Source organism: Prevotellamassilia timonensis, assembly GCF_900106785.1.
In the GTDB taxonomy this organism is placed as follows: Bacteria; Bacteroidota; Bacteroidia; order Bacteroidales; family Bacteroidaceae; genus Alloprevotella; species Alloprevotella timonensis.
In genome coordinates, this window is record NZ_LT629840.1 from 47921 (window position 1) to 62507 (window position 14587).

Annotated in this window: 9 protein-coding genes; 6 read left to right on the forward strand and 3 right to left on the reverse strand. The window is 50.6% G+C overall.

The window, feature by feature from the left end:
• Positions 1-222 precede the first annotated feature (222 nt).
• The gene (locus tag BQ5453_RS01620; RefSeq protein WP_071121867.1) at positions 223-1407 is read right to left on the reverse strand and encodes an AAA family ATPase; all 1185 of its coding nucleotides are present in this window, start codon (positions 1405-1407) and stop codon (positions 223-225) included.
• A gap of 592 nt (positions 1408-1999) precedes the next feature.
• Here BQ5453_RS01620 and BQ5453_RS01625 point away from each other — a divergent pair.
• The 4 genes from BQ5453_RS01625 (at position 2000) to BQ5453_RS01640 (ending at position 11635) form a co-directional block, all read left to right on the forward strand.
• On the forward strand, positions 2000-4078 hold the full coding sequence (locus BQ5453_RS01625; RefSeq protein WP_071121904.1) for an RNA degradosome polyphosphate kinase: 2079 nt from the start codon (positions 2000-2002) through the stop codon (positions 4076-4078).
• Positions 4079-4237: 159 nt separating this feature from the next.
• The gene (locus BQ5453_RS01630; RefSeq protein WP_071121905.1) at positions 4238-5155 is read left to right on the forward strand and encodes a Ppx/GppA phosphatase family protein; all 918 of its coding nucleotides are present in this window, start codon (positions 4238-4240) and stop codon (positions 5153-5155) included.
• 352 nt (positions 5156-5507) lie between these two features.
• Positions 5508-7721, forward strand: coding sequence for a fasciclin domain-containing protein (locus BQ5453_RS01635; RefSeq protein WP_071121868.1), 2214 nt, complete (start codon positions 5508-5510; stop codon positions 7719-7721).
• Positions 7722-8113: 392 nt separating this feature from the next.
• Positions 8114-11635, forward strand: coding sequence for a beta-N-acetylhexosaminidase (locus tag BQ5453_RS01640; RefSeq protein WP_071121869.1), 3522 nt, complete (start codon positions 8114-8116; stop codon positions 11633-11635).
• A 91-nt stretch (positions 11636-11726) separates the two neighbouring features.
• On the opposite strand, the gene BQ5453_RS01645 is transcribed toward BQ5453_RS01640, so the two are convergent.
• Both BQ5453_RS01645 and BQ5453_RS14000 read right to left on the reverse strand, forming a co-directional pair.
• Positions 11727-12152, reverse strand: coding sequence for a hypothetical protein (locus tag BQ5453_RS01645; RefSeq protein ID WP_071121870.1), 426 nt, complete (start codon positions 12150-12152; stop codon positions 11727-11729).
• A 216-nt stretch (positions 12153-12368) separates the two neighbouring features.
• Positions 12369-12650 carry a hypothetical protein gene (locus tag BQ5453_RS14000; RefSeq protein WP_143033256.1) on the reverse strand — a complete coding sequence of 94 codons (282 nt, stop codon included), beginning with the start codon at positions 12648-12650 and terminating at the stop codon, positions 12369-12371.
• A 419-nt stretch (positions 12651-13069) separates the two neighbouring features.
• On the opposite strand from BQ5453_RS14000, the gene BQ5453_RS01650 reads away from it, so the two are divergent.
• Positions 13070-13447 (forward strand): ISAon1 family transposase N-terminal region protein, encoded by a 378-nt coding sequence (locus BQ5453_RS01650; protein WP_143033257.1) that lies wholly within the window; start codon positions 13070-13072, stop codon positions 13445-13447.
• A 34-nt stretch (positions 13448-13481) separates the two neighbouring features.
• Positions 13482-14525, forward strand: coding sequence for a transposase (locus BQ5453_RS01655; protein ID WP_074027632.1), 1044 nt, complete (start codon positions 13482-13484; stop codon positions 14523-14525).
• Positions 14526-14587 lie beyond the last annotated feature (62 nt).

Sequence of the window (14587 nt, forward strand, 5' to 3'; positions counted from 1 at the left end):
TTCATTGACGTCATCGCACCCTAACTATACGCAGTATCAACCCACTTGCATTATCAGCATAGTCAAAACACTACTTATTAAATAGAAATGATGTTATGTTGCTTTATTTAGTCCAGTTTTATCGTTCTTGATTTGCTTTAGTTTCAGCTGGCAAACGTTATAATGCGCATTAGCACATTAGCTTACGAAGCGAGCGTCACATCAACACATTAGCACACCGGCTTAGTAAAGGAAGCCAAAGAGCCAAAGCGGTATTTCATTTTCGCGTCCGACATCAGTATTATACTTCACATATATAGTATCGGCGGCGGTGCGGATACGGCGGGCGCGATCGCACACACAAATGTTTGTGGCGTTGTTGATGCGGAACATGCCAAGACGCTTGCCCTTGTTCACAGTGTGGTGGCGCCACAGGCAGTTTACAAAGTAAGTTTCCATAATAGTCTGCTCCGTCATGCAGTTCTCGTAGAGCGCATACATCAAGTTGGCATCGTGCAAATAAATGGCAGCAGGTTTCTTTGGGAAAGTCTCACCCGGGTGGTGCACCATGTTGATAAGGCGCGTCTCCTCAAGATACTTCAGATAGTTCATCACCGTAGCGCGTGATGTACCAATCTCCTGAGCCAATTTGCTCACGTTAGGCGCAGTAGGGTCGCCAATGGCCAACAGATAGAGCAACTTCTTGATACGCGACAGATACTTCAACTCTATCTGCTTGTTAAGCAGCAAGTCCACCTCAATCATATTGTTCATAGCCTTGAGCAGAGCCTCGGTAAAGTTGTGGTTCTCGAGGAAGAACGGGTAATAGCCATGCTGCAAGTAATCCTGGAAATAATGCCAGGGGTGTACTTTAGGCAGTATGGTTTTAAGTATCTGTTCGCTGTCTGAGAGCAGTTGGTCAAATGTATAAGCGTCAAAGTTCTCGTTCGTTTCAAGATTGATATATTCGCGGAACGAGAAACCATGCAACACGTAGGTGCGGCTAATCGAAGACAATTCTGTTTTGTCCTCCCCATCGCCCATGTTCACCGACGAGGTGGTGTACACAATGCGCAGATAGGGGTACTTGTGGTAGCACTCGCACAACTGCTCACGCCAATCGGGCAACTTAAAAGCCTGGTCGATGAGCAACACCTGGCCGCCCTCAGCCATAAAACGTCCGGCAAAGTCGACCATGCCGTGCGCTTGAAAGTAAAAGCTATTGAGGTTGATGTACAGGCACTGACGAAGCCGTACGTCAAAGTTTTCTTTGGCATACTGCAACAGGAAGGAAGTACGTCCCACGCCCCTCGGGCCTTTAATACCTATCAAACGGTAACTCCAGTCGATGGTGTCCATCAACGAGCGCCGCACCGGTGCGTTGAAATGTTCCATCAGATAGGCGTGTGATTTGAAAAACGTCTCCATTTGTAACTTGATTTCTGAAAATTCAAGGCAAAGGTACAAAGTTGTACCGAAACTTGCAAAGCTAACTTGGCATTTTTTGGTTAAGCTCGTGCGCAAAAATATTATTTTTACCTCTCTGGCCCATCATTGTACATTGGTCCGACCATGTGCCAAGACCACGCGTGCTGACGAATACACCAGTGCACACTAAAAGCACGCCTACCTCTACGACACCGAAAACACTGATAATCAGCGTAGTGCAGACGATTTGTACAGAGTGCAGGCAAAAAGGTGTAAAACGCCTGACGCGTGCGTGCGAACAATTACTATAACACGTCTGCATACAAACTTGAAGTTTTGGCTGAATTAGTGAGCAAGTTAACCTGTCACCTCAAACTTCGCCAACGTATACCCTTAACTCCTTTGTAATGCGGCTGTAACATCACTGACATACCACTCCCCTACCTTTGCAGTCAGAAACAAGCATACCGCATAAAGCACATGCTGACAGAACAGAGCATCCTACTTGCCAGGCTACATGCCAACGAATGAGGCTGCAACGTTCTGCACAAACGCCATCGTGCAAACGAACCAAAAACATACAATTACCAACATGACAAAGAACGTCACCACCAACAAGGACTATGTGCCACGCGACATTAGCTGGATGTACTTTAACCGCCGCATTTTGCAGGAGGCTGAACGCAAAGACATTCCGCTGCTCGAGCGCCTGAGTTTTCTGGGCATTTACTCCAACAACCTCGACGAGTTTTTCCGTGTGCGCGTGGCCCTGCTCAACCGCATTGCCGAGTGCAACGACAAGGAAACGCGCGACGAACGCCACGAGGCCGTACAGACGCTGAAGGTCATCAACAAGCTCAACGCACACTATGCCAAAGAGTACGAACAGGCCATAAGGCAGGTGGAGGACGGCTTGCGGCAGGAACACATCTGCATGGTCAACGACACCGAGCTTGACGATGAGCAGCGCAAGTACATTCAACAATATTACTACCAAAAGCTCGACGGCTTTATAGCCCCCGTATGGCTTTCGGCTGTCAAGGACTTGTCTACCGCTCCCGACGACAGCATCTATCTGGCCGTAAAAATGCGCAAGAAGAGCGACAAGACTCACCCCGAATATGCCATGCTGCAACTGCCCGTCAACCTTGTGGGGCGCTTTGTGCAACTGCCCGACAAGGACGGCAACGCCTACATCATGTACATTGACGACGTGGTGCGCTGCGCACTGCCGCTGATTTTTGCCGGACTCAACTATTCGGTGTTCGAGGCCTACGCTTTCAAGTTTACCAAGGACGCCGAGATGGAGATTGACAACGACCTGCGCACCGGCCTGATGCAGAAAATTTCAAAAGGCGTGAAGAGCCGCAAAAAGGGTCAGGCGCTGCGCGTCATCTACGACGCATCAATGCCGCGCGATGTGCTCAAACGCGTGCTGGGCAAACTCAACATCGACAAGCTCGACACCATACTGGCCGCCGGACGCTACCAGAACCACCGCGACCTGATGTCGTTCCCCGACTGCGGACGCAAGGACCTTAAATATCCCAAGTGGACGTCCGTGCTCAAGCAAGAGCTGATGGGCGAGGGCTCGCTGCTGGCCGCCGTGCGCCAGCGCGACCGCTACATTCATGTGCCTTACCACGACTTTGCCTCGTACATACGCTTGCTGCAAGAGGCTGCCGTGCACAAGGAGGTGAAGAGTATCGAAACCACGCTATACCGTTTGGCACGCGAGTCGAAGGTTGTCAAGGCGCTCATCAACGCTGCCCAAAACGGCAAACAAGTGACGGTGGTGATTGAGCTGTTGGCCCGCTTTGACGAGGCGTCGAACATTAACTGGTCGAAAAAGATGCAGGAGGTGGGCATCAACGTCATATTTGGTGTTGAAGGACTGAAGGTGCACTCCAAAATCACACACATCGGCATGCGCAAGGGCGCGGACATCTGCGTGGTGAGCACCGGCAACTTTCACGAGGGTAATGCCCGCTGCTACACCGACTATATGCTCATGACGGCCAACCGCAACATTGTGCGCGATGTGGCCCAAGTGTTCGACTTTATCAAGCAGCCCTATCTGCCCGCCAAATACAAGGAGTTGCTTGTGTCGCCCAACGAGATGCGCAACCGCTTTGTCAAGCTTATCAACGACGAGATTAAGAATCACAATACGGGCAAGCCGGCCTATATACGCATCAAAATCAATCACATAACCGACCCCGTGATGGTGAAAAAACTTTACGAGGCATCGGCCAACGGGGTAAAGATTGACTTGGTGGTGCGCGGCAACTGCTCACTGGTTACGGGCATTGCGGGCAAGAGCGACAACATACGTATTGTGGGCATTATCGACCGCTACCTTGAGCATGCGCGCATCTTCCAGTTCTGTGCAGCAGGCGAGGACAAGATGTTTATTGGTTCGGCCGACTGGATGCCGCGCAACCTCAACAGCCGCATCGAGGTGGTGACACCGGTTTACGACCCTGCTATCAAGGACGACCTCAAGCGGGTGATTGACTATGCGCTGCGCGACAACCAGCAGGGACGTGTTGTCGACGGCACTGGCCGCAATCTGCCTTGGCACACCGGGGACGAAACCGCTCCGTTCCGCTCGCAAGAGGCGCTGTATGAGCATTACCGCGACATGGAGGCCGAAGAGGCTGCACAATAAGGTTGACGGGGTAACAGGTAAGTTTGCCAAGTTGTTTAAGTTTCCTGACATTTTTACTTTCACCTAAAGAGTATGGCATATTTACTTGTCAACCCGTTAACTTGTCAACCCGTCAACTTTTCAACTCATCAACTCATCAACTTAAAACCACCATACATTTTGGCACGACTCAATTACGCCGCAATCGACATTGGCTCCAACGCCGTGCGACTGCTCATCAAAAGCATTGACAGCAAGGCTGACGACAAAAGCAAATTCAAGAAAATCATGTTGCTGCGTGTGCCGCTGCGCCTGGGCTTCGACATCTTTGCCAACGGCGAGTTGTCGGACAAGAAGGCCGACAAGTTGCGCCGGCTCATGAAGGCTTACCGCCAGCTGATGAAGATCTACGACGTGGACGATTACCGCGCCTGTGCCACATCAGCCATGCGCGATGCCGTGAACGGGCCCGAAGTAATAGCACACATACTGAAGGACACCGGACTCAACATCGAGATTATCGATGGCAAGGAGGAGGCACACATTGTATATAGCAACCACCTTGAGTGCATGGCCGACCGCACGGGCAACTACATTTACGTTGACGTGGGCGGTGGCTCTACCGAGGTGAACCACCTGTGCAACGGACAGTTGCTCAGCTCTGCTTCATACAACATTGGCACGGTGCGACTGCTCACCGGCAATGTGCGCGACGACGAATGGTTGCGACTTGAACATGACCTTGACATGATGATGCAGAACGGCATCGACCACATCAACATCATTGGGTCGGGCGGCAACATCAACAAGATTTACCGCATGACGGCTGTCAAGGACCGCGCACTGCAACGCATGCCCATCTACTCGGTACAGGCCATTTACGACGAACTCAAACCCTTGAGCGTGGAGGAGCGCATGGAGAAGTTTGCACTTAAAAACGATCGTGCAGACGTTATCATACCCGCAGCGGAGATATTTCTGCGCATTGCCCGCACCGTGCATGCCGAATATATACATGTGCCTGTTATCGGACTGGCCGACGGCATCATCGACGAGCTATACGCCCAACGCCTCACACGACAACCGCAAAAGGTGTAGGCAGGAGGGGGTTAGGGGGTTAATGGGTTAGGGGGTTAAAAGATTACCATTGCTTGTTCAACTCACAAAGGAGACTTTTTAACCCCCTAACCCATTAACCCACTAACCCTCCCCCCTCCTAACCTTCACTAACTTTTTAACCTCCTAACCCCCTAACCCACTAATCCCATCCCCCCCGTTTTCACCCGCTAATACACCTTTTTGTTACAAAAGCATTGCATTCCTTTCGGTTATCTCAAAAAATAAGTACCTTTGCGCTGAATAACACACTTTTCCGAAAGTGCTAACTTGAGGGTCGATATAATATAAGGGCCGGCAAGTTGTACTATGAATATACAAGACAATACAACATATGGAAACAGTGAAAACAGCAAAATGGTTATGCAGCACAGCTGTTGCAATGGCCACACTTTTCTCGCCTATCACGTTTTACAGTTGCAAAGAGAACATCGACGAAAGTGCTTATGCCATCGCCGAGAAGAAGCAGATTGTAGAACTTCTTGAGAGCGACACTGCACAGTATTCGGACTTTATCAAAATACTGTCCGACGTCAAGTTGGGCACCTCCGACAATGCCTCTAAGCTTATCAGCGTATTGTCGTCGCGCGGCAACTACACCGTGTTCGCACCTACCAACGAGGCGTTCAAAACCTTCTTGCATGACAAGCTCAAGCTCAACAGCATCAACGAACTGAGCGACGAGCAAAAGAAGATGATTGCCTACAACTGCGTCATCGACAACGGCGACAATGCCGCCTATGAACTGGCCGATTTCCCGGCTAACGGTACGACATTTGGCTTTGCCACACTCGACGACCGTCGACTGACCAGCGAACAAAAGGCCAGCGGTGACTACTACATCAACGCTGATGCCAAAATCATCAAATCGAACGCGGAAGCCAGCAATGGTATGTTGCACACGGTTGACCACGTAATATTCCCCTCTACACAGAGCGTGGCCGACATCGTGGCCAGCACCCCCAACACCCGCATCATGGGCCAACTCATGGCCTTGACCGGTTGGAAGGACAAGCTCGACACCAAAATCAGTACTAACGCTGAAGATAAGTACTTGAAGGACTACGCCGGCCGCATTGGTACTAAAGAGTACTTTGAGGGCGAAGGTGGCAAATACCCCTTCATGTCAAAACGCCGCGTGCGCTACACGGCCTTTGTTGAGCCCGACCAGGTGCTGCACGACGAGTGGGGTATTCCATTGCCCGAATATGACGAGAACGCTAACAGCGACAACAAGATAAAGAACTGGGACGCCATACTGCAGGCGCTGGAGAGCAAGTGTGAGGCTGTGATGGGCGAAACCGCAAAGGGTGACTACACCAACGAGGACAATACGCTCAACCGTTTTGTGGCTTACCACATTCTTGAAGGCGGCATGCCGCTCAATGGCATCGTACAGCACTACAACGAATTTGGCTACGACCTTGGCTCTGACACCAAAAACCCGCAAACCAAGAAGCTTGCCGTCAACATTTGGGACTACTACACAACCATTGGCAAACACCGCGCACTGCTCAAGGTGACGCAAGTGGGCGGCGCGGATTACAACATGGCTGCTGGCGAAGATGCCACACACTACTTTATAAACCGTATCAGCCGATACGACGACTCTTTTAATGGCACCTACGAGGAACTTGGCCATACGCCTAACTCGGTGGCAAACGGCTTGAATGTGCGCATCATGGAGCAGAACGAGGTGGCCGACGAGAATGGCGACACCAAGGTGTACCCCAACAACGCATTGAACGGCTACTTCTACACCATCAACCACATTCTTGTCAACAGCAAGGAGACGTACACGGCACTGGGCTCGGAGCGCATTCGATTTGATGTAACTACCATGCTGCCCGAAATGCTGTCGAACGACTTGCGCATCAGCGATGGTTACCAATACTTCCCGAAGGGCTATTTCAGCAACATTCTGAATGAGGGACAGAGTACTAGAATATTCTATCTGAGTTCTAAATCGACCGGCGGATCGGGCTGGAAGGACGCACAAGGCGACGAGTTCCTGGTGACTGGCGCGTACAACTTTGTAATGAAACTGCCCCCCGTGCCCAAGAGCGGCAGCTACGAGCTGCGCATGGGTGTGGTTAACAACCTCCTTCGTTCAATGGTGCAGTGCTACCTTGACGAGGGCAACAGCTACCCTGTCACACCGACCTCGCTGCCTATCGACCAGCGTGAAAATGCCGCTACCGACTGGCCCGGCAAAATATGGGTGAAGGACGAGGACAACAACTTTGACGAGGCCATGTGCCGCGAGTGCGACCGCAACCTGCGCAACATGGGCTACCTCAAAGGCCCGAACTACTGGTGCTTAAATGGCAGCAAGGGCAAGACTACCGTGCGCGATCACTACACTGGCGGTGCCTATGGTCCGAACATGCGCTACATTGTCAAGCGTCAATACTTTGACAAGGACAAGACATATTACATACGTTTCAAATGCGCTGTGGACAACCCCAACTCGCAGTTCTTCCTCGACTACTTCGAGTTCTGCCCGAGCGAAGTCTACGACTCTCCTACTGGTGAGGACATTTGGTAATAAATAAAGAATAAAGCAAGAGGTTAGGAGACTGGAACACAAACATGATGTGCCCCGCTCTTCTACCCTCTTCTTTTTACTAACATCCGCTTACGACAAAGCATCGGAGGGAATTAGGGGCAACCTGTTAACAAGGCCGCTGAAAAAACCGACGCGGGACGCGTCGCCCCCATTAGTGCTTGCGTTTTCTATCAGATTGACAGGTTAAAAAGCGGATTTGAAGCCATGGGAAGAACTGTTATGCCAAGAAATTGCGCTCTAATGGGGGCGACGCGTCCCGCGTCGGGGCATTTTTCAGCAGCCTCGTTAACCCGTCAACCCGTTAACCTGCCAGCCCATCAACCCGTTAACCAACAAGTAAATATTATATATCACTTTAACACTACACATCTATGAAACTAAGATTACTGACACTGCTCACGCTGGTGATGACCGTGCTGCATCTCAATGCAGCACCCGTCGAGCCACAAGTGAGCTCGGGCAATCAAGTGCATTGGTACGTGCTCAAATTCTTGAACCAGAACAATGTACTCGAAGCTAAAGGCGATGGTGCCGAAGTTAAAACTGCCGGTTTCAAAGGCAACAAGAACCAATTGTGGAAAATTGAAGGCAATGCCACTACAGGTTACACGCTGACCTGTAAGAACGGCATGAAGCTCTATACCACCACAACTGCAAAGGAAGGTAAGTTCATGGCAGGTAACACACCTAACGAGAACACCCACTTTGTGTGGCAGGCCACAACCAACACAACCTATGCCGATGGCTGGGTACTTTCGCCTAAGGCCAACACGCTCGTATACATGAACCAATGGGGCGGTGCCGGCGCTGGCAAATCGCTTGGCTTGTGGAACGACAAGGCAAGCGCAGACCAACCTCTTGCCTTTGTAAAGGCTGAGGATTTGCTCGGCGAAGCTGAAAACATGCTTCCCCTCATACCCTACCCCGCCAACCTTACGCGCAACGAGGGCACATTCAACCTCAAGCAGCTCACTGCTATCACCACCCCTGCTGGCGATGAAGCCGTGGCACGCTATGCACAGGAGTTTGCCACACAGCTCGAAAAGACAAGCGGCATCAAGGTACTCGTTAATCCTACAACGGCTGCCACCAGTCTGGTTATGACCAAGGACGCTACTTTGGCACACGAGGCATACAAACTCACAGTGAATGAAGCAGGCATCAACATTGCAGCTGCCGATTCTACAGGTTTCTTCTACGCCATTCAGACGCTGAAGCAGCTCATGCCGCACGCTATCTACTACCGCAATAGCGCCAGCACCGCCATTGACTGGACTGTGCCCTGTGTGGAAATAGCTGACCAACCGCAGCTCGGCCACCGTGGTTACATGCTCGACGTGGCACGCCACTTCTTCTCGAAGACCGAAGTTAAGCGTATTCTCGACATCATGGCCACTTACAAGATGAACCGCTTCCACTGGCACTTGACAGACGACCAGGGCTGGCGTATCGACATTCCCGAATATCCGAAACTGGCCCAGGTGGGTGCTGTGCGCAAAGGCTCATTTGTTAACGCCGGCGGCTCGTCAAAGTTCTTTGACGATACCGAATATGGCCGCGGCATGTACTATACACTCGACGACCTGCGCGAGATCGTGGCCTACGCCAAGAGCCTCAACATCGAGATTATTCCCGAAATTGACCTGCCGGGCCACATGGTAGCTGCTGTGGCAGCATACCCCGAATTCAGCTGCGACCCCACCAAGAAGTACGAAGTGCGCATTGACGGCGGCATATCAAAGGACGTGCTGAACATTGGCAAGGACGAGACAATCGACTTTTTGAAGTGTGTGCTCGGCCACATGGCCGAAATATTCCCCTACAAGTATATTCACCTTGGTGGCGACGAGTGCCCCACCGACCAATGGAGCCACAATGCCGACTGCCTGAAGCGTGTAAAGGACGAGGGCTTGGCCGGTGTGAACGAACTGCAATCGTGGCTGGTTGAAAAACTCGGCCTCTACCTCAAAGAGAAGTATAACAAGGACATCATCTGCTGGGACGAACTCTTGGCTCACTGGAAGTCTGACAACACCGTGAAGCCTGTTATCATGGCTTGGAACCACATCAACAAGAGCAAGGAGGCTGCCGACAAGGGCTTTAAGAGCATTGTAGTGCCCTACCAGTCGCTTTACCTCGACATGATGCAGGTACCCTTGAGCGAAGTAGATGTTAACGAAAAGTACCAAGGCGGTTGGGGCGACAACTGGGTCAACAGCGTTGAAACTGTATATGGTGTTAACCCTGTGGCAAGCCTCAGCGGCAAGGAGGACTTCTGCCTTGGTGTACAAGGCAACATGTGGACTGAAACCTGCAACGACAGCGTAGAGGTTGAATACCAGCTGCTGCCGCGTATGCTTGCCCTCTCTGAAACGGGCTGGCTGCCTGCTGCCAAGAAGGACTTTGCTTCTTTCTACATGCGTCTGCAAAAGAACCGCGACATTCTCGATGCCAAGGGGCTTACTTACGCTACGCACTATTTTGACGAGCCCGACTTGACCGAACAAGAGGCTGCCGTAGCAGAAGCTGCAAGCTTGCTTGAGAACGCCAAGCCTGGCAAGGTGGGCTATCCCTCACAAACGGAATACGACAAGTTGAGCTCAGCTTACGCTCCCTTCATTGCCGACAACGGCGCAACTGGCGACGTAGCTGCTCTCAAGGCTGCCATTGCAGCTTACAAAACGGCTGCTGTGACCATGCCTGTTGAGGGTAAAACATACAAACTCGTTTCAGCCTCTACTTACTACAAGGCTAAATATGTTGGCTCAACAGCCTATGTTGATGGTTCGCAAATCCGTTTCCACTACACACCGCAGGTTGAACCCGAAGAGCTCTGGCAGTTCACGGCCAAGGACGGTGGCTATGTCATGACAAACGCACTCACTGGCAAGCAGGTTGTGATGCCCGCCAACAACAACGCCAATATCACACTGGCCGACGCTGGCACCACACTCACCATTGCTCAAGCTACGGTAGCCTCTGGCAAGTACAGCTATGTGGCCGGTGCGCTGAATATTGGTACCAACGGCAAGTACCTCTCAGCCGACTGCACAGGTCTTGTCAAGGCTGGCACTAACACTGCACTCTGCTACCAGGGCACCTGGTACCTTGAAGAGGTGACTGACTTTACAGCACAACTCAACGGCTTGGTAAAGAAGGCTAACCGCATTGTGGCCGAGAGCAACCCTGGCGCAATGGGCGAACCTACTGAAGAAGCCATTGCCCTGCTTTCAAACGACCTTATCGCACCTGCCACTGCAGCTGTAGCTGCCGGCAGCGTGAGCGAAGCTGCTTACAAGCAATATCAGGAGGTTTACGCACAATACTTAGCTATGCCACGCGTATCGCCCATCAGTGGAATTGACGAATCATATTACTACTACATTCGCAATGCCTTCTTCGACACCTATTATGCCGAAGCACAGGCCGATGGCACCATTGCACCGCGCACTAAGGGCGAGGGCGACAGCTTTTTGTGGCAGTTTGTTAAGAAAGGCGACAAGGTGAGCATCATCAGCAAGTTGACAGGCAAACCTGCCTACATCGACACCGAAGCCGATGGTACGAACTTGAAGACTGGTTCGCCCTACGAATGGGGCTTGAACGAATACACTTGCGACGAAGGCAAAACAGGTATTCAGATTATCACTGCCAATGGCGAATTCAGCTGGTATACCAATCCTAACGCCTGGAAGAACAATGTCATATTGAAGCCCAAAACTTACGGTGCTGCAATTTGGACATTTGAAGTTTCAAACGTTGCCACAGGTGTACACGCCACTACGGCCCCCGCAATCGTGCCCACAAGCTACTACGACTTGCAAGGCCGCCGCGTGAGCCAGCCCTCACATGGTGTATACGTTACCAACACGGGCCGCAAGGTGATTAAGTAATCACTAAGATACACATATTATTTGTTATATGCCGACCAAGGGGCATACATCAATCATTATGTTGATGTATGCCCCTTGTTGGCTACGGCCGCTAAAGTCTGCTGTAAATGGCAGACTGCGGCACGTGTACTAAACAACGGGGGACGTACACCCTGGCTTCGTCAATGCGCCACCCAATCAAATGGTGCAGGAAAGTGATGAAATCAAGAAAAAACGCAAGCACTAATGAAGGCGACGCGAGATGTGGCTGCTGAAAAAATCCCGACGCGAGACGCGTCGCCCCCATTAGAGCGCAAATTCCTGGCATAACAGTTCTTCCCAGGGCTTCAAATCCGCTTTTTAACCTGTCAATCTGATAGGAAACGCAAGCGCTAATGGGGGCGACGCGTCCCGCGTCGGGGCATTTTTCAGCAGCCTCGAGACGCGTCGGTTTTTTCAGCAGCCTCGTCACGCGTCGGAAAAAAGATGCAGCTTTTATTTTGTAGAAGCGCAGCATTCTGTTAAGCATTCGTTTCATGGTTGTCTATGCAATTTGGTTTAGTACAAAAGTAAAGTGCTGCAAAGGTAATACCAAGACATTGCACCCATCAAAAAAAGTGTACAATTTGTACACAAATATTTGTTTCCTCCTCGTCTGCCTACATATAAAAGAGAGTGTGTGCTTTTACTGCCATCTTACACTTTTTATGCGTAACATATTGATACACAGAGATTTCAAGAGTGTAAGATGATTTCAAAGTATCTTACACACCCCTGCATACATCTTACACCCCCACCCCGCTGCCTCGCAGTTGATTTTGTCGTATGCGGTGGGTTTTACGCCACAGGGACGTAGAAGAATCTGTCGGAGCAACAGACTTTTCTGCTCCCCTATGCCGTAATATCCTCCTCCCGTGCTTGTGCCGTGTGGCAGTATGCAGGTTGTGTAGGTTGCGTGTAGGTAAAATTGGCAGCATCTTACACTAAGCAAATTGTTGATAATCAGTGAGTTGTAGCGTATTAGTGTAAGATGCAAGATACTCGGTGTGTAAGTTATTGTAGTGTGGTAAAAGGTACCAAGTACCACTTTTTCGTCGTGGACCTTTTGTAATTTATTGCTTTTCGGTGAAACGCAAGCACTAAACGCTACCACTAATGGGGGCGACGCGTCTCGCGTCGGGAAAATAAAAAGGAAAGGCACCCCCACTAAATAACTGCTGCACTATCACCGACGCGAGACGCGTCGCCCCCATTAGAGCGCAATGCCCTGGCACAACTGTCCTTTACATGGCTTCAAATTTGCTTTTTAGCTTGTAAATTTGATAGGAAACGGGCGCACCCGACAAACCCTGTGGAGGGCTGTGCAGATGCTAACCCAAAAACTGAGTTGCCAAACGATACATGATTGCCCAAAAGTAGTACCTTTGCACTATGAATCAGAATGGCAATAAAAATATGTATGAGGGCCTCGCCTCATATTTCCTCCCCGAAGGAGTTCTTAAATATTTCGAGGTGACAGACTTTGCAACACAGCGTACTCTGGACAAGGATGTTCTTTACACAACAGAGCTTCACATCTATCTGGATGAGCGCGACAATCGCACACCAGACATGAAGGATTCCGTGAGCAATGGTTTTGGGGAAGAATCATGTTTACTTGACTATCCAGCCCGAGACAAGAAGGCGGTACTTCACATACGAAGAAGGCGTTGGACAATGCCGGATGGCACAACAAGAAGTGTTGACCTTGACAAGGAGTTTGAACTGAAGCATAAGGGCACTCGATACGCGAAGGACTTCGCGCTTTTTTTAAAGAGGGCGAATGGACTCTGAGACGATAACCGCTCGTCAGATTGGTTATACGTACATGATTAACAGCTCCACGTTTGCCAAAAGATACAAGGACGCCCTGAGTAACTTCGAGACGTGGGAGCAGAAGGATCACGCATCCAAGTGGATTCTTATTCCGCAAAACGTAGGTAAGGAGCAAGGCATAGACGAGACCTCCCTCCAGGGCGAACTGTACACTATCGTTCACAACAAGGATGCCCATGGTCGCAAGGGTGCAATCATAGCAGTAGTCAAGGGAACGAATCCTGCTGACGTACTGAAGGTTCTCATGCAACTACCTGCAGATAAGCGTGAAATGGTTGAGAATATCACGATGGATCTCTCAGATTGCATGCGTGTCATAGCCCGAGAGGCATTCCCTAAAGCCACAGTCATACGTGACTGCTTCCATGTCGTAAAACGCGGTGGAGAGGGCTGCGAAGAGATACGCCTGCGCCTGAAACGAAAAGCCGTAAAGGAGGCGAACAGACAGAAGGCAGAGTTTCGCAAATACCTCGAAAATCTGGCAGCGCAGAGAAAGGCTTACCGCGAGCGAATGAGGAAAAGGCATGGGAAGAACTGGAAGAAGAGCAAGCGCGGAAGAAAGCCTATGAGGCTGAACACTCGCTTTGAACCCAAAAGGCTTGAAAATGGCGAGACTCTTGTAGAGGCACAGACACGATGTCGCAAGCAATTGTCCATGAGCCGAGAGAAGTGGAGCGCAACGCAGAAAAAGCGTGCGAAGATACTTTTCGCACTCTACCCAAAACTTGAAGAAGCATACAATCTGATCAACTCCCTTAGAGCCATATTCAGAAACAAGAAACTCACAAAGGAGACTGCCAAACAGAATTTCAAGGGGTGGTATGAGAAAGTGGCTTCCTGCACTCTGCGTGAAATCAAGTCCGTACGCGATACCATCAGATTCTATGAGGATGAAATCCTGAACTACTTTGACGGACGTAAGACTAACGCTTCAGCTGAATCGTTGAACTCAAAGATCAAATGCTTTCGTGCACAAGTAAAAGGAGTCATAGACATACCATTCTTCATGTATCGTTTAGCAACAGTTTTGGGTTAGCATCTGCACGGCCTACTCCACAGGGTTTGTCGGGTGCGCCNNNNTGGCGCACCCGACAAACC

Coding starts and splice junctions, on each gene's coding strand:
- BQ5453_RS01620 (WP_071121867.1), bottom strand. CDS start 1,407: ATGGAGACGTTTTTCAAATCACACGCCTATCTGATGGAACATTTCAAC.
- BQ5453_RS01625 (WP_071121904.1), top strand. CDS start 2,000: ATGACAAAGAACGTCACCACCAACAAGGACTATGTGCCACGCGACATT.
- BQ5453_RS01635 (WP_071121868.1), top strand. CDS start 5,508: ATGGAAACAGTGAAAACAGCAAAATGGTTATGCAGCACAGCTGTTGCA.
- BQ5453_RS01640 (WP_071121869.1), top strand. CDS start 8,114: ATGAAACTAAGATTACTGACACTGCTCACGCTGGTGATGACCGTGCTG.
- BQ5453_RS01645 (WP_071121870.1), bottom strand. CDS start 12,152: ATGAAACGAATGCTTAACAGAATGCTGCGCTTCTACAAAATAAAAGCT.
- BQ5453_RS01650 (WP_143033257.1), top strand. CDS start 13,070: ATGTATGAGGGCCTCGCCTCATATTTCCTCCCCGAAGGAGTTCTTAAA.
- BQ5453_RS01655 (WP_074027632.1), top strand. CDS start 13,482: ATGATTAACAGCTCCACGTTTGCCAAAAGATACAAGGACGCCCTGAGT.